This window comes from Syntrophaceae bacterium (assembly GCA_013177825.1).
GTDB lineage: Bacteria > Desulfobacterota > Syntrophia > Syntrophales > PHBD01 > PHBD01.
Genome location: JABLXX010000004.1, coordinates 292,879 through 317,592, shown reverse-complemented (window position 1 = coordinate 317,592; position 24,714 = coordinate 292,879). Strand labels below are relative to the sequence as shown.

Here is a 24,714-nt window from a genome sequence, read left to right as displayed (position 1 = left end):
TGATGGTTTTTGAAGCTTTTTCCCAGCAGATATTTTCTGGCTTTGCTCTCGCTGGATATTACATTATGATAACTAGTTAAGTCCATGAGGCACCCTTATCACAGGTGCCAGCACAGGATCAATTACCAAAATTTTTGATCCCTGCGTCAAGGAAAAGAATGTTTTGATCAGGAGGAAACGCAGCACTGACGCGGGTTCCAAAGGGTTCAGCGAAGCGGCCGGTCCGCTCGTCAGGGAAGAAGAAGCCGGTTATCCCGGGAGCGGGATTCGCCGACGGACAGGACCCGGATGGCCGGTTTTCCCAGAACGGGACAGCGGTTCTCGCAGATGCCGCAGCCGATGCAGCGCTCCAGGTCCACCCGGGGCTGCTTGACCGTGACGGGCATCCCTTCCCGGTCCTTCACCACCACCTCCTCGAGAAGGACGGCCTTCTTCGGCGTCGGGCACACCTCCTCGCAGACGATGCAGAAAATCCCGTGGGCCCAGGGAAGGCACCGGCCCGGATCGATCATGGCGAGGCCGATTTTCACATCCGCTTTCTCTTCCGGAGAGAGGCGGCGGATCGCCCCCGTCGGACACACTTGCCCGCAGAGGGTGCACCGGTACTCGCAGTAGCCGACCCGGGGCACCAGGACGGGAGACCAGAGCCCCTCCAGCGAGGCCTCCGTCAGGGCCGGCTGCAAACCGCCGGTGATGCAGACCTTCATGCACTCGCCGCACTTGACGCAGCGCTGCAGGAATTCCCGTTCCTCGAGCGATCCCGGAGGACGGATCAGCCGCGGGTCCGCCTGTCCCGTCCCGGACGGACCGATGCGGAGAAGCGGCACCGCCGCAACTCCTGCGGCGGCCGCAGCGACGACCCGCCGTCTTCCCAGGTCCAGCTGCGCCGCCCCCCGTTTCTTCCCGAAGCCGAAGGAAACGGCGTTCTTCGGGCAGGCGTCGTCGCAGTTTCCGCAGAGATAACATTCGGCCTTCCGCCATTTATCGGGGCTCTGGGGGAAGCATCCCCCCTCACAGCCGGGAACGCAGGCGCCGCAGGAATCGCAGCCTTCGCTGACGGATCGGGACAGCAGGGACCGGCGGGAGAGGATTCCCAGGAGTGCGCCGAGCGGGCAGAGATAGCGGCACCAGTATCGCCGCTCGATCCAGTTGAGCGCCAGGATTCCCATGAACAGGATTCCCAAAAGAAAACCCTGGCTGAACGCGGGCTGCCGGAGGGACAGGACGCCCTTGTAGAGGATCCCGAGCAGCCAGTCCGCCGCCGGCGCCAGCCCCGGGACCGGCCAGCGGGACAGCACGTCGAGGAAGGACGTCACGCCGTACTGGAAGGCCGGATAGACCGAGAGAGAAAGGGAGCGGATCAGAAGGCTCAGGGGATCGAATATGCCGGTGATCTGAAGGGTAAAAGCGGAGGAGGCCAGCAGAAAGACTAGGAGCAGATATTTCAGGCGGAAGCTGCCCTTCGGGACGACCCGCCGGCGCTTCCGGACGGCGGCGCCGGCGAGGTTGTGGAGCGTCCCCAGGGGACATATCCAGCCGCAGAAGAACCGGCCCAGGAAGACCGTCGCCAGGGCCACCGCTCCCGCCAGCAGCATCGAGGGAAGAAACGACCGGCTGGAGAGGATCGCCGTCAGCGCCAGCAGGGGGTCGGCGTCGAGGAAAAACTTGACCGGATACCCGAGCTGGTCCGCTCCCTTCGACTCCGTCTGCAGGAAGAGCCACAGGAAGAGAAGCAGGAAAAGGGCCTGCGAGGCAAGTCGCGCTTTTCGGATCACCGTCTTTCCGCTTTCAGAGGCGAGGGCATTCTCCGTCTCCTCGGGGGCAAGGGCCGGAACGCGTTGTTCAGGCCTGGATCCGGCGGATCTTCTGGCGGGCCAGCCGCATGTTCCCCAGGCCGGCCTGGTGTCCGAGGCGGACACAGCCCAGGGCGTCTTCCCGGAGACCGAACAGGGTGCTGCCGAAGGCGTCCATGGCGACCTGATCCTGGCTCACCGCCACCGTGTTCATCAGACGCACATCCGACAGGTCTCCGCCCGTCGGTCCGTTGGCCACGAGGATCCGGACCGCGTCGAGAACCACCAGCGTCGGCCGGACCGTCCGGGCCATGTCGACGAGGCACGGGTCGATCCGCTGGTGAATCCGTCCCCGCGATCCCCCCATCACACCCATCCAGTTCTTCATTCCCAGGGTCAGGATGGATGTGCCGTGGACCTTGGCGATGGGGACGTTGATGATCTTGTCGGCCTCGAAGACCTCCGTGTAAAGGGGCCAGGACTTGAGGGTCTCGCCCTGGATCTTCATCTCCCTGAATTTCCGGTCTTCCACGAAGGACAGCTCGGCCCCTGCGGCCCCGGCCGCATCGGCGATGCCGCTCTGCTTGTAGGCCCTTCGGGGACTGCTGACGGTGTGGTCGAAGACCTTCACCTTCTTCGCCCCTGCCTCGAAGCAGAGCCGGACCAGGGTTCCCACCACCTCGGGATTCGTTGTGGCGGCGTATTCGGGTGTGCGGTCCCAGCCGATGTTCGGCTTGATCACGACGACGTCGCCCCGGGAAACAAACCGGCGCATCCCCCCGAAGGCATCCACCGCCGCCCGGGTGATCCGGGCCGGAGAAGGCCCCTTCGCTACGACCATGTCCAGCTTCTCGGCGGCCGCCGCCGAACCGTCGGGCAGCAGGAGACCCGGCAGCGCCAGGGATGCCCCCGCGACGGCGGCTGTTTTCAGAAACTCCCTGCGGTCCATATCGACATCCCTCCCGGCTTCATCTTCATGTATCCCTTTCCAGGGGTCAACAAAAATCCGGGGGCTCTGCAACCCTCGGAAACAAGGGATTGACTCGTTTCATCCGTCTATACCATAATGCATGCCTGCGGTCGGCCGCTCCGCATCATCCGCCGCAGGGAGGAATCCCGTGAGAAAAGTCAGGATCCACCCCGGACCCCTGAAAGAACGGTACCGGGTCGCCCTGGAGGAGGCCCGGAGCGCCTCCGTGCGGTCGCGCCTCTGGCGGAAAGACGCGTCCCTCTGGCCGGGACCGGCCGCGGAAATCAATCATCGCCTGGGCTGGCTCGACTGCCCGCAGACCATGGCCCCGTTTCTTCCGGACATGGAGGCCTTTGCGGAATCCCTACGGACGGAAGGCTTTCGGAGGGTTCTTCTCCTGGGCATGGGTGGATCCAGCCTCGCCCCGGACTTGTACACCCGGCTTCTCGGAACGGAACGGGGTCTGCCCCTGGAGATCCTCGACACGACCGATCCGGCGACGATCCGGAATTATGCGGACCGCTTCCCGCCGGAGGAGACCCTCTACATTGCATCCACCAAGTCGGGGGGTACCGTCGAGACCCTGTCCCTCCTGAAATATTGTTACCGCCTCGCCGTCCGCCGGCTGGGAGCGGAGCAGGCAGGCGGTCATTTCTGCGCGATCACCGACCCGGGCAGCGGCCTGGCGGCGCTCGCCGGGGCCTGCCGCTTCCGCCGGATCTTCCTGAACGATCCGGACATCGGCGGCCGCTTCTCCGCCCTGTCCCTGTTCGGGCTCGTTCCCGCCGCCCTCGCGGGAGCCTCTCCCCGCCGTCTGCTGGAGGATGCCGCCTCCATCGCGGAAAGAGAACGGCTGGAGACGGAGGCGGAATCCGCCGGGGGTCTGGAACTGGGAGTCTTCCTGGGCGAGGCGGCGAGGGCGGGACGGGACAAGCTGGCCCTGCTCCATCCCCCGGACCTGGCCCCTCTCGCGGACTGGCTGGAACAGCTCCTGGCGGAGAGCACCGGGAAAGAGGGGAAAGGGATCCTGCCTGTCCCCGGAAACGGCCCGGAAGCCTCGCTCGAACCGGATGAAAACCGTGTCTTCATCTTCCTTCATCCGGGAAAAGACGAGCCGCCCGCGGACCGGCTCCGTCAGACCGAACGGTACGGTTGCCCCTGGGTCGCCCTGGATACGGATCCCCGGCGGGACCTGGGCGCATTCCTGTTTCTCTGGGAGATGGCCACGGCCTGCGCCTGCTGGAGGCTGGGGGTGAATCCCTTCGACCAGCCAGACGTGGAATCCGCCAAGGAAGGGGCCCGCCGGTTTCTGGAGAATCCCGACCGGGAGGCCCAGCTTGCAGGTGGAGAAGGCCTGAATTGCGGGCGAGACGGAAAGGAATCTGCGGCAAGGGTCCTGCGGTTGTTTCTGACCGGAGCCGCCGCGGGCGGATACACAGCCCTCCAGGCTTTTCTTCCTTACGAACCGGGCGTCCGGTCCGCCCTGGAGAACCTGCGCCGGGCGGCCGAACGTTTTTCCCGCCGTCCGGCGACGGCGGGCTTCGGCCCCCGCTACCTCCACTCGACGGGACAGCTCCACAAGGGCGACGCCGGCCGGGGCCGCTTCATCCAGATCACTGCCGACGATCGGGAGGATCTCCCGATTCCCGGGTCCATGGACAGCGACGAGGGGACCCTGACCTTCGGCACGCTGAAGGCCGCCCAGGCAGCGGGCGACCGGGCGGCGCTCACGAAGGCCGGCCGCGAGGTTCTGCACCTTCACCTGGACAACGACCCGGCGGACCGGCTCCGCACTCTGGCGGAGTTCCTTGGGGACTGACGCGACCGGAAGCGGAAGGGTCGCCGGACTTCCGGGACGATGTCCCGACTGCAAAGCAAAGGATCGATTCATGACCGGAAAGAATCGCCTCGCCGGCGAAAAGAGCCCCTATCTCCTGCAGCACGCATCGAATCCCGTCGACTGGTATCCCTGGGGCGAGGAGGCCTTCACCCGGGCCCGGCGGGAAGACCGCCCGGTTTTCCTGTCCATCGGCTATTCCACCTGTCACTGGTGCCACGTCATGGCCCATGAGTCCTTCGAAAACGAGGAGACGGCGGCCCTGCTGAACGAGGCCTTCGTCTGCATCAAGGTGGACCGGGAAGAAAGGCCCGACCTGGACCACCTTTACATGACGGCCTGCCAGATGATGACCGGGTCCGGCGGCTGGCCCCTGACGGTGGTCCTGACGCCGGACCGGAGGCCCTTCTTTGCCGCCACCTACATCCCCCGGGAAACCCGCCTGGGACGCACGGGCCTGATGGACCTCGTCCCGAAGATCATCCATCTCTGGCGGACCCGGCGGCAGGACGTCCTCCAATCCGCCGGCAGGATCCTGCAGGCCCTGCAGGACTCGGGAAAGGACGGCCCCGAAGAGGATCTTCCGAAAGAAATTCTCGACCAGGCCTACGGCGAACTTCGGGACCGGTTCGATCCCGAGGCCGGCGGCTTCGGGGAACGGCCCAAATTCCCGATTCCCCACCAGATCCTGTTTCTCCTCCGCTATGCCCGGTCGACCCGGACCGGCTGGGCCCTGGAGATGGCGGAGCGGACCCTGAAGGCCATGCGGGCCGGGGGAATCTGGGACCACCTGGGCTTCGGCTTCCACCGCTACAGCACCGACGATCAGTGGCACCTGCCCCACTTCGAGAAGATGCTCTACGACCAGGCCCTGCTGGCCCTGGCCTACACGGAGGCCTTCCAGGCCTCGGGAAACCCTCTGTACCGTTCCGTGGCCGAAGACATCCTGACCTATGTTCTCCGGGATATGGCGGACCCGGGCGGCGGGTTTCACAGCGCCGAGGATGCCGACAGCGAGGGAGAGGAGGGCGCCTTCTATGTCTGGAAAGCGGAGGAGATCCGGAGGCGCCTGGGGACGGAATCCGCCCCCTCCTTTCTGGAGGCATACCAGATCCGGGAAGAAGGCAACTATATCGAAGAGGCCACGGGACAGGGGACAGGAAAGAACATCCTGCACTGGAAGGGGGACCCCCCCGCCTCGCTGCCGCCGGAGCTGGAACAGGCCGGGCGGACGCTCTTTGCCGCCCGTGAGAAACGGCCCCGTCCGCATCGGGACGACAAGATCCTGACGGACTGGAACGGCTTGCTGCTGGCCGCACTGGCCCGGGCGGCGGCGGTATTCGGAGACGCCCGCTACGGCGAGGCCTATCGGCGATGCCTCTCCTTTTTCTCCGGCACGATGCTCCGCAACGGGATCCTGCTCCATCGCTGGCGGGACGGCGAAGCGGCCATCGCGGCCCACCTGGACGACTGCGCCTTCCTGGTCTGGGGGCTGATCGAGGGCTACCAGGCCTTCCTGGATCCGTCCCTCCTGGCGGCGGCGGTCCGTCTCCAGGCGGAGCAGAACCGCCGCTTCTGGGACGACCGCCTGGGCGGGTACTATTTTTCCTCCGCCGACAGCCGCGATCTCCTGGTCCGGAAAAAGCAGATCTACGACGGCGCCCTCCCGTCGGGAAACTCCGTCTCGGCTCTGAACCTGGCGCGCCTGAGCCGCCTTACCGGCGACGTTTCCCACGAGGAGCGGGCCGTAAAGCTTCTGCGCTGCTTTGCCTCCGCCGTCGCCACGATGCCCTCGGCATACACCATGCTCATGGCGGCGCTGGACTTTCTCACCAATCCGTCCTATGAAATCGTCATTGCTGGCGACCCTGCGGCCCCGGATACGGCAGCCCTGCTCACGGTCGTGCGGGAACGGTACCTGCCCGCCGGCACGCTTCTGCTCAGGCCCCCGGGACGAAGCGCCGGGGAAATCGGAAAACTGGCCCCCTTCGTGAAGGACATGAAACCCCTGGCAGGAAAGGCCGCGGCCTACGTATGCCGCCATTTCAGCTGCCGGCAGCCGGTCACGGACCCGGAAGCGCTGCGGGAAGCCCTGGAAGAGGAGCATCCATGAACACCATGGAAAGTTGGAAAGAGCGGTACCCGAAAAAATTTGCCCCGGAAGAGGCGATTTTCGGCCACATCCACCGGGGGGATGTGATCTTCGTCGGCTCCGCCTGCGCGGAACCCCAATACCTGGTCCACTCCCTGATCCGGTACGTCAAGGCCCACCCGAAGGCCTTCTTCGACGCGGAGGTCCTCCACATCCGCACCCTCGGCGTGGCGCCCTACGCTTACGAGCGGTTCAAGCAGAACTTCCGCCACAACTCCTTCTTCATCGGCGAGACTACCCGGGACGCCGTCAACGAGGGCGTGGCGGACTATACACCCGTCTCCCTTTCCAAGGTCCCGGAGCTCTTCTACCGTGGACTGGCCCACGTCGACATCGCCCTGATCCAGGTTTCGCTTCCCGACGACCACGGCTACGTGAGCCTGGGGGTCAGTGTGGACATCGTCAAGGCCGCCGTGGAGAAGGCGGATCTGATTGTCGCCCAGATCAACCGCCATATGCCCCGGATTCACGGGGACGGTTTCCTTCATCTCGACGATATCGATTTCCTGGTGCCCCACGACGAGCCGCTCCTGGAGTACGCACCCGAGGCGGACTCGGAGATCATCCAGCGCATCGGCCGCTACGTGTCGAAGCTCATCCAGGACGGCGATACGATCCAGGTGGGACTCGGAAGCCTGCCCAACGGCGTCTTCACCCATCTGGGGGACAAGCGCCATTTGGGAATCCATACGGAGCTTCTGGGCGACGGGATCGCGGACCTGATGCGGCGGGGCGTCGTGGACAACACCCGGAAGACCCTCGACCGGGGCAAGACGGTGGCCACCTTCTGCATGGGCCACCGGGTCACCTACGAGTATATCCACGACAATCCCGCCGTCGAGTTCAAGACCATCGACTATACGAACAATCCCCTGATCATCGCCCGGCAGGACAACATGGTGGCCATCAACAGCGCCCTGGAGATCGACCTGACGGGGCAGTCCACGGCGGAGTCCATCGGCCGGAAGTTCTACAGCGGCATCGGGGGTCAGGCGGACTTCATGCGGGGCGCCTCCATGGCCCGGAACGGGAAGACCATCCTGGCCCTCCAGTCCACCGCCTCGGCGGAAATGATCTCGCGGATCGTGCCGTACCTGCGGGAGGGAGCGGGGGCCACCCTGATCCGGGGGGATGTCCAGTACGTCGTGACCGAGTTCGGCATCGCCTATCTCCACGGGAAGAACATCCGGGAGCGGGCCATGGAGCTCATCGGCATCGCCCATCCGAAGTTTCGCGCCCGGCTGATGGAGGAGGCGAAGAAGGCCGGCCTCGTATACCGCGACCAGGCCTACATTCCCGGGGAGCGGGGCATGTACCCGGAGCACCTGGAGTCCTACCGGACCACCCGGAAGGGCTTCAACATCTACTTCCGGCCCATCAAGATCAGCGACGAGCCGCGCCTGAAGGACTTCATCTACTCCCTGTCGGAGCAGAGCATGTACCGGCGCTTCATCTCCGCCCGGAAGGACATGCCCCACGAGCGCCTGCAGCCCCTGGTGGTCATCGACTACACGAAAGAAATGGCCATCCTGGCCGTCACGGGCGGCGAGGAGAATGAGAGCATCGTCGGCGTTGGCCGCTACTACATCGAGCCCGACACCCATTCGGCGGAGGTGGCCTTTGCCGTCCGGGACGACCACCAGAACCGCGGGATCGGTCTCGAACTCCTGTCGTATCTGACATTCCTGGCAAAGCGCCAGGGGCTCCTGGGGTTCACCGCCACGGTCGTCACCGGGAACGAACCCATGCTCAACGTTTTCGAGAAGGGCGGGTTCGAGATCGAGCGGCGCAGCAGCGGCGGTGTCCACGAGTTGAAGATGACCTTCCGGGAAGAGGGATACAATCAGGGAATCCGTTGAGGGGGACCATGCGATGAAAGTGGCCGGCGTCGAAGAGATCCGGGCGATGGACCGATGGGCAATCGAGAAACTGGGGATACCCGAAGAAATCCTGATGGAAAACGCCGGCCTGGCCGCGGTTGCACTCCTGGACCGGGAGTTCGGTATAGCCGGGAAGCGGTTCGTCGTCCTCTGCGGGAGCGGGAACAACGGCGGCGACGGGCTGGTCGTGGCCCGGAAGATCCATTCCCTGGGCGGCGTCCCGAAAGTGTTCCTCCTGGGCGATCCGGCCCGGTTCCGGGGTGCGTCGGCGACGAACTTCGGGATTCTACGGCGACTGCCCGTCGACATGCGCCCCGCGGACGATCTCCTGGAGATCCGCAAATACATCGTTCACGCCGACATCATCATCGACGCCCTGCTCGGCACCGGCCTTGACCGGGACGTGTCGGGCCTCTACCGCGACGCCATCGATCTCATCAACGACAGCGGCCGCAGGGTTCTCTCCCTCGACATCCCCTCGGGCGTCAACGGCGACACCGGCGAGATCATGGGCGCCGCCGTAAAGGCCTGCTGGACGGTGACCTTCGGGCTCCCGAAACCGGGGAACGTTCTCTACCCGGGGTTCGGCTGCTGCGGAGAGCTCTTCGTGTCCGGCATCTCCTTCCCGCCGGAACTGACCGGCCGCGAGGATCTGAAGATCGCACTGAACGGCTGCGTTCCCCTGCCTCCCCGGGATCCGGAGGTCCACAAAGGGGCCGTCGGAGACGTCCTTTTCATCGCCGGCGCAGCCGGTTACCTTGGAGCGCCCCAGTTTGCGGCCCTGTCATTCCTTAAGGCCGGTGGAGGCTATGCCCGGCTGGCGGCTCCCGCCTCGATCGTGCCCTTCCTGGCCCAGAACGCGGCCGAGGCCGTCTTCATCCCCCAGCGGGAGACCGCCTCCGGAAGCCTCTCCCGGAGGAGCAAGACGGACCTCCTGGCACAGGCCGAAAAGGTGGACATAGTGGTCCTGGGCCCGGGCCTGTCCCTGGCGGCGGAAACGCAGACGCTGGTGCGGGAGCTTGTCAAGGGGATCGGGAAACCCGTCCTGATCGACGGTGACGGCCTGACGGCCACGGCTTCGGATCCGGGTATTCTCCTGAAGCGAAAGGCGCCGACGGTCCTGACGCCGCATCCCGGCGAGATGGCCAGGCTCACGGGAAAAACCGCCGCGGAAATCCGCCGGAACCGGATCGCCATCCTCCAGGCCGCCGCGCGGGACCTGAAATCCATCATCGTCCTGAAGGGAGCCCATAGCCTGGTCGGCTGCCCCGACGGCCGTGTCTTCGTCAACCTGAGCGGAAACGCCGGGATGGCCACGGCGGGATCGGGGGACGCCCTCACGGGAGCGATTGCGGCCATGTTCGGGATGGGGCTGCCCCTGGAGCAGGCCGTCCGGAAAGGGGTCTTCCTCCACGGCCTGGCGGGGGACCTGGCGGCGGCAGCAAAGGGGGAAGACGGCATCACCGCCCGGGACATCCTGGAATTCATGCCCGCAGCCCTTAAGCAGGACCGGGAAACACCGCCGGAACATGAGCCCGCCCACTGCCGGCTTCCGGCCGTCATCGGTTGATCGGTTGAGGGGTATCCGGAAAAAACGTTCTCGAAGGATCAGGTCCGCCGTTCGAGGATGAACCCGGCGATGGCAACCAGATGGTTCTTTGCCTCGGAGGCCCCGAAGCCGTTCAGGCATTCCTTTGCCTCCGTCACGAACGCCTCTGCCTTGCCGAGGGTATAGGAAATGCCGTTGTGACGTCGGATGCAGTCCACCACTTCTCCGACCCCGTCGCCGCCACCGGTCCGCTTCATTTCCTCGACAAGACCGGTGATCCGTTCTCTCTCTTCGCCGGCACACCGGCCCAGCGCAATGATCAACGGCAGGGTCAGCTTTCCCTCCTGGAGGTCCTTGCCGATGGTCTTGCCGAATTGGGCCTCCTCGGCCATGTAGTCCAGGGTGTCGTCGGTCATCTGGAAGGCCATGCCCAGGAGGAGGCCGAAGCGCCGCAGTGCAGCCGTGCGTTCCTGCCCGTGCCCGCCCAGGATTCCCCCGATGGCGCAGGCCGCCGCCATGAGGATGGCCGTCTTCTTCTCGATGATGGTCAGATAATCCTGTTCCGTGATGCGGACGTCTCCGCTCCGGACGAGCTGAAAGACCTCTCCCTCGGACATGATATTTGTCGTCTCGGACATCAGGCGGAGCACGTCGATGCTCCCGTCGTCCGACAGGATGCGGAACGACTTGGAGTAGAGGAAGTCGCCCACCAGAACGCTGGCCGCGTTGCCCCAGACGGTATTGGCCGAGGCCTTGCCGCGGCGGAGCTGCCCCTCGTCGATGACGTCGTCGTGCAGCAGGGTGGCCGTGTGGATGAACTCCAGAACCGCCGCGAGACGGGCGCTCCGCTCGCCCCGGTACCCGCTCAGATTGGCACAGGCGATGAGCAGGAGGGGCCGGAAACGCTTCCCGCCGCTGCCGATCAGGTAGTGGGAGATCTCGGGAATGAGTGCCACCTCGGAGCGGAATTCCCTCTCCATGAAGGCCTCGACCTGCCCGAGATCGGCTGCGTAATACTGAAAAATGTCCTGGATCGTCATGGGAACCGCCGGATAGAATTGGTCCCGATGATAGGAAAGACAGTCGGCCTTGTCAATCCGATTCGGGCAAAAAAAAGGCGCCGGCCTCGGGGCCGGCGCCGCTGTGCTGCAATTCCGACTAGCGCTTGGGCGATTTCATCATGAAGAATGCGATGATGATGCCGAGCACTGCCAAGCCAGCCGTTGGATAGAAGGCGATGGCATAGGAACCGAACGTGTCCTTCGCCTGCCCGGAGATGATGCCGCCGAGGATCGCCCCCACACCGTAGGCAAAGTAAACAAGACCATAGTTTCGCGCGTAATTCTTCACGCCGAAAAAGGTGGTCGTCGCCGTCGGAGCGATGGCCAGCCAGCCTCCCAGGCAGAGCCAGAAGCCGACAAAGCACAGGACATACATCGTCACACTGCCCTCACCGGCCGTGAGCATGCCCAGGGAGCAGACGAGAATGATCACGAAGGAGATGATGGCGGCCATTCGGGGAGACAGCTTGTCTGTCAGGACGCCGAAGAGGGGCCGGCCCGCACCGTTGAAGATGGCGAAGACGCCGACCAGCGTGGCGGCGGTCGCCGCGTTGATCTTGATAATCTCCTGGGCCACGGAGCTGGAGATGCCGATGGCCATGAGGCCCGCGAGACAACCGATGGTGTAGCAGAGGAAGAGGCCGTAGAACGTGGACGTCTTTGCCATTTCACCCATGGCGAAGTCGTTTCCGCCGCCCGCTGCCGACGCCGGCGCTTTCCATCCCGCGGGGACCCAACCGTCCTTCGGGTAACGGAAGGGCAGGAAGCACACGGCGACGATGACCAGGAAGGCCGCGCCCATGTAAAAGAAGGTCTGCATGGGACCGACGGCCTTGATGAGGGCCGCCGCGACGTTGGCGGACACGAAGGGCGATCCGCCGAAGCCGGCCAGGGTGAGGCCCAGGGCCAGGCCGCGCTTGTCGGGAAACCAGCGGCCCACGACCGCCAGGGGCACGCCGTAGGCAAGGCCCACGCCGCCGCCGCCGATGAGGCCGTAGCTGATGGTGAGCATCGTGATGCTCGAGGACTGGCTCGCCATCATCCAGCCCACGCCGACGATCACACCGCCCAGGATTCCCAGGTTCCGGGGACCGAGTTTGGCGATGATCTGACCGCCGAAAAACACCATCGTGGCAAAGAGGGCCAGGAAGATCATGAACGGCATTCCCGCTTCCGTGGCGCTGGCGTTCAGGAGCTTCTGGACGGGACCCCGGAAGACGCTGTAGGCGTACACGCTTCCGAGGCAGATGTTGATGATGAATCCGAGTACTACGAAGATCCAGCGGCCTGATTCCGCCGGCATACCGAAAACCTTGTTATCGCTCATGCGATGCCCCCCTCTCCTCTATAGATAATTGGTCGCGACGATAGCCAAGCGGAGGCTCTTTGTCAAGAACTAAGGGAATTGCCGTCCGGACGCAGGATGGACGGTAAGATAGCTGTTGCAGATTACCGGTAATTCAGAGTCGGCGGTCCGTGGGCGCCGGTCGGTTGCATGCCGCCCGAAGTTCGTCCCGGGTATTCACATTGATGAAGGGATCGCGTCCCGCGAAGAATGGCTCCGTTTCGGCCTCCTCGACGTCTCGGACGCGGAAGCCTTTATAAAACCCGGTCACTTTCCGCTCGTCCCGCTGCAGGAGTCGGCGGATAACGGGCAGGCATTTCCGGTCGTATACGGCGTGCAGGGGCTCCGGACGGCCCCCCCGGACGGGGACGACGATGTCGTATCCATCCGCCAGGGACATCAGGTAGCGGATGAAAGGGGCGTTCAGGTACGGCATGTCGCAGGCGCAGACAAAGGCCCGCGGAGACCGGGCGTGGAAGAGGCCGGAGTGGATCCCCGCCAAGGGTCCCATTCCCTTGAAGATGTCCGTCACGACGGTGACGCCCAGATCCAGGTACTCCAGAGGCTCATTCGTTACGACAAGGATCTCGCCGCAGACGTCCCGCAGGATCCCGACGGCCCGGTCGATGATCCGCACCCCGTCCACCGTGAGGAAGGCCTTGTTGGTCCCCATCCGGATGTTCTTCCCGCCCGACAATATGACTCCCGAGACAGGCTCCACGGGCTTGTCCCTTTCTTATTTGCTCATTCCGGGATACAGCTTCCGGGAACGATCGACGATTCGCTCGATGGCGTCGGAAAGGGCGCCGTTGAGCTGTTTCTGCATGGCCTCCCTGGAAAACCCGATGTCCTCGAGGGAGGCCGTGCTTTCCACGGTCGTCCGATGGACGATCTTCCGGGTTTTCACATCCGCCATCACGACCGTCAGCCGGACTTTCGCCTGGTAGCGGTTGAGGGGATTCAAGCGGTCTGAGCGGTCGCAGGTCACGTCCAGGGCGTCGATGGTCCCCCCGACCAGCAAATCGCCCCATTCGGGCCGGATGGTATCTTCCCGGAGATCCCAGGCCGGGGCGGTCTCCGCCACGGAACATCCGGAGCGCTTCAGACAGGTACGAATCCCTGACGAGACGGCTTCCGGAATCTTCACCCTCTCGGGAAGGACCGGGGTCCGGCTCCCCCCGGCCTCGATCACGGTACCGATCCGCAGGGGTTCCCCGGCCGGTCTCGCATCGCGGAAGACGGCCACGGCAACGCGCCGATCACCGCATGGCCTTTCGCCCACGGTGATCGGCTTGACCGGCACGTAACGCATGTCAATGCTGTAGAGAGTGGCCGGAGCGCAACCCCAAAAGACCACGGCGGCAGTCAGCGCGATGATGGCGGTACACAGGCGCAGCTTCATTTCCTTTCCTTTCATTTCAGGGCTTCCCGCACTTGACGGGCCTGCCGATGAAGACTACCTGCTCTTTCTCCCCTTTGTCATTTTTATACTCATAGCTGTCGGCCGTGTAACTGCTGCGGTAACTTTTCAATGACGGTCCGATATACATGGAGCCCACACCGATGCCGGTGGGATTGTTCGGGTGAGCGGTGTTGATCTCGACGAACTCGACCGCCTGCGAGCCGTTGGCAATGCAGCTGCGGTGATAGCTTCCGTTGGCGCAGCGTTCGACGACGCATCCTTTGGTCGTTCCCTTTTCCCAGGCGGTGTAAAAATGGCCCTGATAGTCGGATTTGCCGATTCCCGTCTGGCGGCTGTCGCCCAAGTGTCGGGATGTGGTTGAATCAGCCACCGAAACGACCCGCTGCCAATCGCCTGCCAGCAGATACTGCTTCGTCCCGCAACTGAAAGAGTTCTCTTTGCAACGGCGGCTCTCGGCAGAAATGTTATGCGCGAACAGGATGTGCCCCGTATTTCCCTTGACTTCCCAAACCTTCCGTTTGTCGGTGCATTCTTTCTTGGATTTTCTGATATTCTCCGGGTGTTTGTAAACGATCACGTCGCCGGGCTGAATATCTTTTGCCTGCATCACCTGCCCCCAGCAGACATGATTGCCGGCAATATCGTCCTTCGTCGCCGTCGGGTGGTCGTCATCCACCTGCGGCGCTTTGGAAATCAAATCGGCAAAGTCGGCGGCCAGTGGCCTGTCCTGGCACGCATATCGGCTGGGTTGAGCGGCCTGATAAAGTCCGGGTGCCAACCCCTGAATCACGTAATAGCCGACAAAACCGGAGCAATCCAGAAACAGATCATATTCCGCCTGTGGCCTGGTGATATCGGTATATTCGGGGACCAGGCTGAAATTATGATTTTTGTTGTGGGCGTATCCGGTGTTTTTCACTTTCGTCATAATGTCCAGCACCGTTTGATGGAAATATGCGTTAAGCGCGTTTGTGTCCGAAACGTTCGCAGCGGGCCTCTGTGTGTCGGGCAGCGCGTCGGCGTCGCAGGTATCGTAATAAAACTTATCCAGCAGACAGCGATGCGTCATTTGCTGCATGCCATCGTCAAACACGCTGGTTTCCCCGGTGACGCAGAGTTGAGCGCTGGTCCCGTCCGGATAGGATTCCGTCAACACACTCCCTCCGGCAGCCAGGCATTTTGCCAGGGCCGGGCTTGCCTGGTCGGAGAGCGGCGCCTTGGCTGAACGGACCTGCGGCTTGCTTTTGGGCGCGGAAGCACACCCAAACAAGCAATAAACAAGAGAAAACACTGTAACCATCATCAAAAGCCCAAGTCTTTTCAAACCCAACCTCCTTTTCTTTTCATGCTGGCAGGATGACAGGCTTCAAAAAAGTCAGGATGCCTCGCCGCCCGGTCCGGGTGATTCATCTGCGGCCGGCACCGGCTTGACCGTGGACGGGCTTCCGTCCCGCAGGCTCGCGTACCCTGGCGACAGGATCTCCACGCCCGCCCGGTCGAAGACGTCCTGGATACTCTGGTGCAGGAGGGAATAAATCAAGACCTTTTTGGACGGCGTCCGGGTGTAGGCATTCAGTTCGTACGTGATGTTGAAGTCGTTCAGGCTGGTCTGCAGCACGAACGGCTTCGGTTCCGGCACGACGTACTCCGTGGCGAGGACGGCATCGATGAGCAGCTCGTGCACCTTCCGCCAGGGAACGTCGTAGCCGATGGTGACGCTCGTGTTCAGGATGAGGCCCTTGTCCGTCCCCTCCGAGGAGAGGCTGAAGTTGATGATATGGCTGCCGAGGACGTTTGTGTTGGGCACGGTCACGTCCACGTTCTTGATGGTCCGGATCCGGGTCACCAGGAGCGTCCGCTCCATGACGTCCCCCTCCGTCTCGCCGATGCGGACCCGGTCCCCCAGGCGGAACGGCCGCATGTAGGTGATGATGATCCCCGCCACCATGTTCGCAACGGCGGAGGTGGATCCCAGGGAAAACAGAACGCCCAGGAAGATCGAAACTCCCTTGAAGGCATCCGAGCCGGAACCGGGGATATAGGGAAAGATGACCACGAAATAAAAAACGATGACCAGAATCCGGACCAGCTTGTAGGTCGGCATGGCCCAGTCCCGGTAAAATCCATCGATCTCGAAGCCGCCCTTCTCCAGTTCCCGGGAGACGATCTTCAGAAACTTGAGGACATAAAAAGTCAGGATGGAAACGGTGACGATCACCGCCAGATCGGGAAGCATCGAGACAAATCCCTTCCAGAGCGCTGCAGTGGGCCTCAGGATGAAGGACAGGAAGGTGGCGGCGATCGCCTGCGTCCAGGGAAAGAATCCCAGGACAAAGGAAAAATAGAAGTAAAGCAGGAACAGGGAGACAAGAATCCGGATCGCCTTGGCGAGGATTGTCAGGAGGCTGAGGAAGGCCTCAATGGGCAGGAAGTGGGCGAGTCCTCCTATCTTCGGTCGGGAGATCTCCCGCCACAGGCCGAGCCGCTCCCGAAGCACCGGGACCTGTCCGTTGAGCCAGGCGTCGAACCGCTTGAGGGCGTAGAACAGGGCCAGCAGGGCCGCCGTCAGAAGAACCGTATAGAGGACCCCCAGCAGAATCCTCTCCCAGCTTGTCTCCTTACGATACTCCGTCAGGGCCTTGCGGATCGACTCGGTGTTCTCCAGGGCCAGGGTGGCAACGGGGATCCCGGCCTGCCGGGCATCCGCCTCGGTGACGGTCATGAGGATGAGGTCCCCTGCGACAATGTCGACCCCTGCCTCCTGCGGCACCGTGGCGATTCCTGACGGCTCGATGAAGGGATCCTTCGCGATTTTCCGGATTTTCTTCGAGATGATCTCGGCCCGGTCCTTCGGGCTCAGGGAGAGGATGCGGCTCGTGATGAAAAAAAGTTCCCGGTCCTCGAACCGGACAGGCGCTTTTTCCGGAGGGGCCGGGGCCTCTTTTTTCTGCTCCTTTTTCCCGGCCTTGGCGGCCTGTCCCTCTCCGGCGAAAAAAAGCACGGAAGCGGCCAGAAGGATGGCCGGAAGGAAAAGGATCGCCCAATACCGTGCAGGTTTTTTCATTCCGGAGGTTCCTCCCGATCCGGACGCTGCCGGTCAACCGTCTTCTTGTCCTGATCCTTCATCACGGCGTATCCGGCCAGCAGGGCCAGGAGACACAGGGCAATCAGCAGGGTTGAGAAGGCGATCATCAGGATCGGCCGCGCCAGATCGATCTCAAAGAGGGCCATGCCGCCGAAAACGAGAAGCAGGGCCAGCCGGACGAACCAGGACGCAAGGGAGGCGTGGCTCGCGTTGTCCCGGAACGTCCTGGTTGCGATTGCCCGGCCGGATCCTTTCGCCAGGTACCAGCCGAAGAGCGCGATCAGGGCCGCCTTGACGAGTCTGGGCAGGAAAAGAATGACGTCGCTGAGCTGGCTGGAGAGCGCCTGCATGTTCCAGACGAGCAGGGTAAAATCGAGAAACGTGAGCATGACCAGGACAAACACGACATTGCCCGCCAGATTGTACAGCCCGTAGCGGATATCGGCTTTCCCGAAGGCGCCGCCCCAGCGGAAACGGGACAGGAACCGCTCCATCCGGAAGAGGATCAGGAGCTGAATCAGCACCCGCTTGGCGATCCAGGCGACGACCCAGCCGATCAGGAGCAGGAGCAGGCCGGAAAGCAGCTTGGGAAGAAACTCGATGGCCGTGTTGAGGGCCACCATCCAGACTTGTTGGAGCCTCTCGCTCATGTCACTGCCTCCGGGAGGGATGCTGGGATCGGATCATCATGCGCCACAGGGGCTCCCGCTCCTCGTATTCCTTCACCCAGACCACCGGGCAGTGGGCCTGCTCGGTGATCTCCTGGGTCAGCGACGGGGTGAGCAGGAGTTCCATGAAATCGCCGGAGCGGCCGCCCATGAGGAGCATGTCCGCCCCCCGGGAGGCCTCCACGACGCCGGCCCGGATATCCCGGGCGCAAACGGTTTTGATGCGGGCGCCCGGAAGGGTTTCACGGACCTGTTCCCGCACCTTTTCCAGCCGCTGGTCGCTTACTTCCCGGGGATCGTCGGGGTTGAGAACAAACGTGACCTGCAGATCGGCCTGGAAGGTTTCCTTCAGGGCCGGAGCGATCTCCGTGGCCAGGTTCGTATGGACATTCTCGGCGTAGGGGATCATGATCCGTTTCACGCGTCCGGGATCGAAATGTCCGTGGAGGACGGCCACTTCGCTGGGCGCCTTCTGGAGAACCGTATCGATCAGGGAGGAGAAGATCCGGTCGATGGTTCCCGGGTTCTTCTGACGGGCGATGACGATGAAGTTGCACTGCTCCTCCCGGGCCGTTTCGAGGATTCCCGTCGAGATTCGATGGGAAACCTTGACGAGGGAACGGCAGGGAACCTCCCATCCGTTGGTGCAGCTGTCCGCGATGGCAAAGAGCTCCTCCGCCTCCTCCGCCATTTTCTCACCCGCCGCCAGCGACGCCCCCTCGGAGACCTCAATGACGTGAAGGAAGATGATCTCTCCTCTATGGCTCCGGGCAACGGCCTTGGCAAGGCTGGAAAGGGCCGGCACCGTTTGCGGGTTGGAGATGCAGACCAGGATCCGGTACTCCTGTCTCTCGATCCGCTCGAGGGCCGCCACCTTGTGGGCATACTCGATTTCCCGGGACGAGGCGTACACACGGTAGACAACCAGGCCCGAGGCGATCCAGGCGATACTGACAACCCAGGCCGTCACGCTATAGTCGTACATGAACGCGGCCAGCACGAGCAGGAGGACAATGCCCACGATGGTGAGCCAGGGGAAAAGGGGGACCACGAATCCGCGGTCGAGGTCCGGCCGTTTCCGCCTCAGCCGGATCATGGCCAGGTTCACCTGGATGAAGAGGAGCATGAACATGATGTCCGCGGCGCTGGCGACGTCCTCGATGGGGAGGGACAGGCACATGAGGACGATGACGGCCAGGGACACCAGGATGGCCCAGTGGGGGGTGTAATTTTTCTCATGGACCCGGCTGAAAAAGGACGGGAAATTGCGGTCCCGCCCCATGGCGAAGGCGACGCGGGACGAGGAGTACACCGTCGCATTGAGGGCCGACATGGTGGAGATCAGCCCGCCCACCAGAAGCATGACCCCCCCGCCGTAGAAAAAGTTCCGGGCCACGTCAACCAGGGCCGTCTCCTTCAGCCGGGCCAGGTAGGCCCAGGACGTTTCGCTGCCCGTGTCCATGGAGCCCAGGGCCGCCACCGCCACCAGGAGATAGATCGGCAGGACGATCAGGAGCGACAGGAAGATCGCCCGGGGGATATTCTTCTTCGGGTCGCGGATCTCCTCGGAGCTCTGGGAAATGACCTCGAACCCCTGGAAGGCGATGAACGTCAACCCCATGGCCTTCACGATGCCGAGCCATCCTTCCGGCATGAAGGGCTCGAAGGAGGCCTGCCAGTTGCCCCGGCCGAGCATCATGTGGATCCCGAAAGAGACGAAAATGCCCAGAATGACAATTTTTGTGATCGTGATGAAGTTCCCGATCTTCCCCGTCTCCGAGGCGCCCCGGAAATTGATGTAAGCGAAGACCAGGGCCATGAGGACAGCCAGGAGCTTCTGGGAGGAGAGGAATCCCCATTGGGGGAGGGTGAATCCAATCTCCAGGAGGACGTGGTTGAAATAGGCGCCGAACCCGAGGGCATAGAGGCTGCAGGCGACGGCATGGGCGAACCAGCTCATCCACCCCGAGAGGAACCCGTTCCACTTGGGAAGCCCCTCCTTCACCCACAGATAGCCGCCCCCCGCATCATGATAGCAGGATCCCAGCTCAGCGTAGGACATCGCCGTCAGGAGGGCGATCGCCCCGTTGAGGGCGAAGGCGACCAGGAGCGCCGGCCCCGCCACGCCGGCGGCGATGCCGGTCAGAACGAAGATCCCCGCCCCGATCATGGCGCCGACGCCGATCATGGTGGCGTCCAGGAGGGTCATCTCCCGGCTCAGCCGGATTTCCGTCCCGAATTTACCCATCGAGCGAGACTCCCGCTGCCTTTTTCTCCATGCTGAACACGCCGGCCGTCATCATGATATTGGTGAGGATGATGACGCTGACGGTGTACACGATGAAATCCTCGGAGCCCCGGACCCCGGCGGAGACGGGCAGGGACGCCAGAACGGCGGAGGCCAGTCCCCGGGGGTGCATGAAAAAGATGGCCCGCCGGTCCGCCGGATCCCTTCCGGACCGCCGTTCCACGAACTCGACGCTCAGGTAGCGCATGACGGCAATAATCACGAACAGGGCGACGCTGACGCCCAGGTAGCGGGGAGACAGGACGGCGGGGGTTATCAGCATGCCGATGTATACGAAGAAAAAGGTCCGGATGAAGAAGGTCACTTCTCCATGGAAGAATTTGATGGTCTCCTCAATAACACCGCAAGTGGGCGACTCGCCGAAGAAGGGAATATCCCCGCAGTTCCCGAGGACGATTCCGAACAGGAGGATCGCGATGGGACCGCTCCCGCCCAGGAAATCGACGACCGCCGTCACGATGAGGACAACGCCCAGGGTCACCATGTAGGAATACTTCCGCTCCCCCAGAACGCGGAGGATCTTGTACCAGAAGAGGCCGGCCAGAGTGCCCAGGACGATGGCGATCGAAAAGGAGCTGGCAATGGCCCGCAGCGGTTTTTCGATCCCGATGGTCTCGAACCGGACGAACTCGATGAGCGAGACGGCCAGGACGACGGCCAACACGTCGCTCATGGCCGATTCGATGGTCAGGACGGTTTTGACCTCCTCTTTCAGGGTCATCTTTGCCACAACGGGAACCACGATCGCTGCGCTCGTGCAGCCCAGGATGGTCCCCATCATGAGGCTCGGCAGAAGCGGCCAGGCCATGAACTGGAGCAGGCAGGCGGTGATGGCGCCGGCGGTCAGGAAGAACGACACGAGCACGAGGAGGGTGGCGCTCCGGAACGCCAGGATCAGCGTGCGGATCTTCACGTCCATCCCGCCCTCGAAAAGGATGACGATGAGGGCGAACATCCCGAAGGACTCGGCGAACGAACTCAGTAGCCGATGGTCGATCACCTTGAGGACGGGTCCCAGAACGACACCGACGCCCAGGAGGATCAGGACGTCGGGAATCTTGAATTTCTCGAAAGCGACATTGCCCAGGAAACCAACCAGAACGATTGCCCCGGCAATGAAGAACAACAGCGAAACCTCCACGAAGCGCCTCCTTGCGACAGAACCGGGATCGCCCTTTCCCCTGCTTCCTCTCTATTCGTTGTCCCGCTCCACGGCCTCCGTCAGACGGCTGGAGAAGTCCGGGATCGCCGCCGCAACCCTCACCCAGGCGCTCATCAGGGGAATGCCGACCGGGTCGGCCTGGTATTTTTCCTGCGCCCGGCGAAGGGACCCGACGAAGGCCTCGGAGGCCTCAATCTCGCTGTGGCGGTCGTACACGAGTCCGTTGATGAGAGAGAGGGCGTGATACTTCTCCACGGTCACCCGCGACTCCTCGACATAGGCGGCGCAGAGGGTCCGGTAGAAGGCCTGGCTCATGACGATGCCGTCCTGGCTGAGGACCCGGAACAGGGCCTCCGCGATATCCGTGGACATCCGGATCAGTCCTTCATCCGGTTTCTGACGGTCGAGGGACTGGTGCTTGTGCTCATAGACATCGGCGATCTCGACCTGGCAGATCCGGTTGACCGACGCCCGCCGGTACACTTCGCTGAGCAGAGAAACCTCCAGGCCCCAAGTGGGGGAAATGCGCATGCCCCGGGCGAGGCTCGCGATGAAGGCGAATTCTCCCGAGAGGGGATACCGGAAATTTCCCAGGTACTCGAGGAACGCGTTGTACTCGAGAATCCGCTTCAGCGCCCGGATAAGCGGAGTGTAAAAGAGCCGCGTCACCCGGCCGTAGAGCCGGTCGGCGACCCGTGCATAATATCCTTTGCTGAATTCGAAATCAACAGCCGGATGAACGACGGGGTAAACCAGCCGCGCCAGCAGTTCCGGGCGATAGTTCCGGATGTCCGTGTCGTGGAGGGCCATGGCGTATACGCTTTCGTCCGCCAGGATATAGCCGATCGTCATCCAGACGGAGCGCCCCTTGCCGGGGGTGTCGAGGTTGAAATCGCTGCCCCGTAGCTCGTCATAGAGGGCCTGCATGCGGGGACCGTCGTGCCAGACGATCCGGACCTCCGCCGGCAGGTCCGAAAGCAGGCGGCGGACCCGCAGGAAATCTTCCTCGCTTGCCCGGTCCAGGGAGAGAACGATTCGATGCAGGAACGTGACTTTTTTGAGCTCCTCCAGGATGACCGGCATGGACGGCGTATCGAACTCGCTGATCAGGGCCGGCAGGAGCAGGACGATCTTTCTCCGCCGGGCAATGGCTGTCAGCTCTTCATTCAGTTCCGCGATGGGCCGGTCCTTCAGTTTCTGAAGGGTGGTGATCATTCCGTGCTGGTAGAAATCGGACATGGTGTTGCCTCCTCAGGATTATTTCCATTGTTCCAGGAGATAGGGCTTCATTTCCTCGAAGGTCCGCGCCTGGTCCGCGAACAGCCGCTCCGCCCGGTCCGCATCCGCGTCTTCCAGCTCGATGACAAGGGAGGCGACCCGCGCGTTGTAAAGGGGGATCATCGTGTCGAGGAGCTTCATCCGCTGCCGGGGAGCCGCATGAAAAGCCGCGGCGTAGCGGTACACGATCCGGACCCAGGTCTCGATGGGCAGAAGGAACCGGGACGCCCGGCCATTCTCCGCCAGGTCCCGGATGATGGCATAATCCGCCTCCTCGACGATCTGCCGCCAGACTTCTCCGAAGTGGAAGAAACCGACCCGGAAATACTCGATCAGGGCTTCCTGGTTGACCGTGAATGCTTCGGGTGTTCCCCCGTCGCTCGTCCCGACCGTCGGAATATCGCTGGAACCGTGCATGCCCCTCCAGAACGCGTCGTGGGTTTCCATCATCTGGAAGATGGTCCCCACGACCTGCCGGAACATGGGGCTCAGATCCGCCGCAGGATCCTTCCGGTCGTGGACCTTCACGCCCATTTTGGCCTGGCAGAGACGGAAGCCGTCGACGATGGCCGTGGTGGTCATCCAGATGTCGATTCCGAAGCGGGCCACATCGGTCTCCCAGACGTCCTGTCTCAGAAAATGCCTGGCCATGGCGCCCGACAGCCCGAAGTCGCCGCCGATGGGCTGGCGGATCCGCCGGCCGTAGAGGGCCCGCGTCAGGTTGTAGGCGATCGTGTTGGTGATGGTCCCGTCCAGCTTGAACCGCTCGTAATCGGGGGCGACAAAATCGTATCCGTCGAAGACGGGCTCCAGGAGATTCCGGACCCACCGGGGCGAAATGGAGATGAGGTCGGAGTCGAAGACGGCCAGCGCCCTGGGTCGAAGGAAGTCGGCAGCTTCGAAGATCGCACGCAGGGCCGATCCCTTGCCGGGAACACCGCGATAGATCGTTACAACCTTTACGATCCGGAAGGCCTTCTCGTCAACCAGCTCGGCGATCTCCCGCGTATCGTCTGTGGATCCCCCATCGGAAACGAGAATCAGGGATCGGGCATCGGGATAATGTGTGGACAGTCCATGAAAAACCGTCTCCAGAACGTGCCGGACCGTTTTCCCGCTCTGATAGCAGGGAATCCCGACGATGACGTCCGCCTCCGCGAGATGCTCGATCTGTCTCCTCACCCCTATTCTCAACGCCGTGCTGAACCGCTGGTCCGGATTCATGATTTCTCCTTTCTATCCCCATCGTTTCCCCTTCCGCTTTCATCCCGGTCGAACGGCTCCGCCATGGGAACTTCCCCGTTGCGCTCTCCGGTCCAGCCAAGGATCCCTTCGACCGCCCGCCGCCAGCCGAGGCTGCCGGGAGCATCCGCGACCATCAGCCGGGGGATTCGGCACTGCAGCCCTTTCCCGCCGGGTGAGGGGATCTGGACCGGATAATCCACGGCCATGAGCAGGGGGATGTCGTTCGGTCCGTCTCCCAGGCCGACCGTAAGGATCGGCTCGTTCCACTGGCGGCCGAAAATCGTTTTTACAAACCGGGCGGCTCTCCCTTTGTCCTGGCCGCGCCGGATGAAGTGAAAAAAACGCCCCCCCCGGGTGACGGAGAGCCCGACCTCCTCCGCCAGGGCAGTCAGTTCGGAAAGCCTCTCCCCGTCCTCCAGAAGAAAAGGCTCGGAAAACTCCCTTTCCATTGCCAGGCGTGCCCGTTCGAGAGGGAGATCCGTCAGGCGCGCCACCTCTTCGACGGCCATATCCCCGAAGCCGCGCAGGGGAATCCACTGCCGTGTCCGGGCCACGAACTCCCGAATCTCCCCGTAAGGCATCCCCAGCCGGACGGCGAAATAGGGTTCCCGCGCCGATCCGGGCAGGTACGGAATCCCGCGCCAGCCCCGGGGAAAATAGATGCCGCCTCCATTCTCAACGATGAAGGGCATCCGGAGCCCCATGTCATCCTGGATCGCTTCCACCTCCGCCCGGGTCTTGCTGGATGCGATCACGAGGGGAATCCCTTCCCGCCGGATCCGTTCCAGAACGGGCCGGGCATCCTCGAAGGAATAGTCCTCGTGATTCAGCAGCGTCCCGTCGAGATCGGAAAACAGAAGCCATTTCATCTGGATATCCCTTTACTGCAGCCTGTTTCGTCCATGCCGGGCTCTGCCCTCGCGCGCCGGCGGCGCGACCGGGGAGCCTCCGGGCGGTT

Annotated in this window: 18 protein-coding genes; 4 read left to right on the top strand and 14 right to left on the bottom strand. The window is 63.0% G+C overall.

What is annotated here, in order from left to right; all coding sequences use genetic code 11:
• Positions 1-230: 230 nt before the first annotated feature.
• Positions 231-1,775 (bottom strand): 4Fe-4S dicluster domain-containing protein, encoded by a 1,545-nt coding sequence (locus tag HPY65_10960; GenBank protein ID NPU84996.1) that lies wholly within the window; start codon positions 1,773-1,775, stop codon positions 231-233.
• A 67-nt stretch (positions 1,776-1,842) separates the two neighbouring features.
• On the bottom strand, positions 1,843-2,742 hold the full coding sequence (locus tag HPY65_10955) for a DUF362 domain-containing protein (GenBank protein ID NPU84995.1): 900 nt from the start codon (positions 2,740-2,742) through the stop codon (positions 1,843-1,845).
• 169 nt (positions 2,743-2,911) lie between these two features.
• On the opposite strand from HPY65_10955, the gene HPY65_10950 reads away from it, so the two are divergent.
• The 4 genes from HPY65_10950 (at position 2,912) to HPY65_10935 (ending at position 10,202) form a co-directional block, all read left to right on the top strand.
• A complete protein-coding gene (locus tag HPY65_10950) occupies positions 2,912-4,582 on the top strand; it encodes a hypothetical protein (protein ID NPU84994.1) in 1,671 nt (556 codons plus the stop codon).
• A gap of 70 nt (positions 4,583-4,652) precedes the next feature.
• The gene (locus HPY65_10945; GenBank protein NPU84993.1) at positions 4,653-6,713 is read left to right on the top strand and encodes a thioredoxin domain-containing protein; all 2,061 of its coding nucleotides are present in this window, start codon (positions 4,653-4,655) and stop codon (positions 6,711-6,713) included.
• Entirely contained in the window at positions 6,710-8,611 is a 1,902-nt protein-coding gene (locus tag HPY65_10940; protein ID NPU84992.1) for a GNAT family N-acetyltransferase, read from the top strand. The genes HPY65_10945 and HPY65_10940 overlap by 4 nt, the downstream gene beginning before the upstream one ends.
• A 13-nt stretch (positions 8,612-8,624) precedes the next feature.
• The gene (locus HPY65_10935; GenBank protein ID NPU84991.1) at positions 8,625-10,202 is read left to right on the top strand and encodes an NAD(P)H-hydrate dehydratase; all 1,578 of its coding nucleotides are present in this window, start codon (positions 8,625-8,627) and stop codon (positions 10,200-10,202) included.
• A gap of 38 nt (positions 10,203-10,240) precedes the next feature.
• Here HPY65_10935 and HPY65_10930 read toward each other — a convergent pair whose 3' ends face one another.
• The 12 genes from HPY65_10930 to HPY65_10875 form a co-directional block, all read right to left on the bottom strand.
• On the bottom strand, positions 10,241-11,221 hold the full coding sequence (locus tag HPY65_10930) for a polyprenyl synthetase family protein (GenBank protein NPU84990.1): 981 nt from the start codon (positions 11,219-11,221) through the stop codon (positions 10,241-10,243).
• 118 nt (positions 11,222-11,339) lie between these two features.
• Positions 11,340-12,569, bottom strand: coding sequence for an OFA family MFS transporter (locus HPY65_10925; protein ID NPU84989.1), 1,230 nt, complete (start codon positions 12,567-12,569; stop codon positions 11,340-11,342).
• A 133-nt stretch (positions 12,570-12,702) separates the two neighbouring features.
• The gene (locus tag HPY65_10920) at positions 12,703-13,260 is read right to left on the bottom strand and encodes a molybdenum cofactor guanylyltransferase (protein ID NPU84988.1); all 558 of its coding nucleotides are present in this window, start codon (positions 13,258-13,260) and stop codon (positions 12,703-12,705) included.
• Positions 13,261-13,323: 63 nt separating this feature from the next.
• A complete protein-coding gene (locus HPY65_10915) occupies positions 13,324-14,004 on the bottom strand; it encodes a hypothetical protein (protein ID NPU84987.1) in 681 nt (226 codons plus the stop codon).
• A 1-nt stretch (position 14,005) separates the two neighbouring features.
• A complete protein-coding gene (locus tag HPY65_10910; protein ID NPU84986.1) occupies positions 14,006-15,334 on the bottom strand; it encodes a hypothetical protein in 1,329 nt (442 codons plus the stop codon).
• A gap of 51 nt (positions 15,335-15,385) precedes the next feature.
• The gene (locus HPY65_10905; GenBank protein ID NPU84985.1) at positions 15,386-17,074 is read right to left on the bottom strand and encodes a mechanosensitive ion channel family protein; all 1,689 of its coding nucleotides are present in this window, start codon (positions 17,072-17,074) and stop codon (positions 15,386-15,388) included.
• Positions 17,071-17,745: a hypothetical protein gene (locus tag HPY65_10900; protein NPU84984.1), complete on the bottom strand. Its 675-nt coding sequence runs from the start codon at positions 17,743-17,745 to the stop codon at positions 17,071-17,073. The genes HPY65_10905 and HPY65_10900 overlap by 4 nt, the downstream gene beginning before the upstream one ends.
• 1 nt (position 17,746) lies before the next feature.
• Positions 17,747-20,011, bottom strand: a complete 2,265-nt coding sequence (locus tag HPY65_10895; protein ID NPU84983.1) for an amino acid permease — start codon at positions 20,009-20,011, stop codon at positions 17,747-17,749.
• On the bottom strand, positions 20,004-21,212 hold the full coding sequence (locus tag HPY65_10890; GenBank protein ID NPU84982.1) for a hypothetical protein: 1,209 nt from the start codon (positions 21,210-21,212) through the stop codon (positions 20,004-20,006). The genes HPY65_10895 and HPY65_10890 overlap by 8 nt, the downstream gene beginning before the upstream one ends.
• Positions 21,213-21,263: 51 nt before the next feature.
• Positions 21,264-22,472, bottom strand: coding sequence for a glycosyl transferase (locus HPY65_10885; GenBank protein ID NPU84981.1), 1,209 nt, complete (start codon positions 22,470-22,472; stop codon positions 21,264-21,266).
• 18 nt (positions 22,473-22,490) lie between these two features.
• Positions 22,491-23,735, bottom strand: a complete 1,245-nt coding sequence (locus HPY65_10880; GenBank protein NPU84980.1) for a glycosyltransferase — start codon at positions 23,733-23,735, stop codon at positions 22,491-22,493.
• Positions 23,732-24,625: an HAD-IIB family hydrolase gene (locus HPY65_10875; GenBank protein ID NPU84979.1), complete on the bottom strand. Its 894-nt coding sequence runs from the start codon at positions 24,623-24,625 to the stop codon at positions 23,732-23,734. Before HPY65_10875 ends, HPY65_10880 begins: the two co-directional genes overlap by 4 nt.
• Positions 24,626-24,714: the final 89 nt, after the last annotated feature.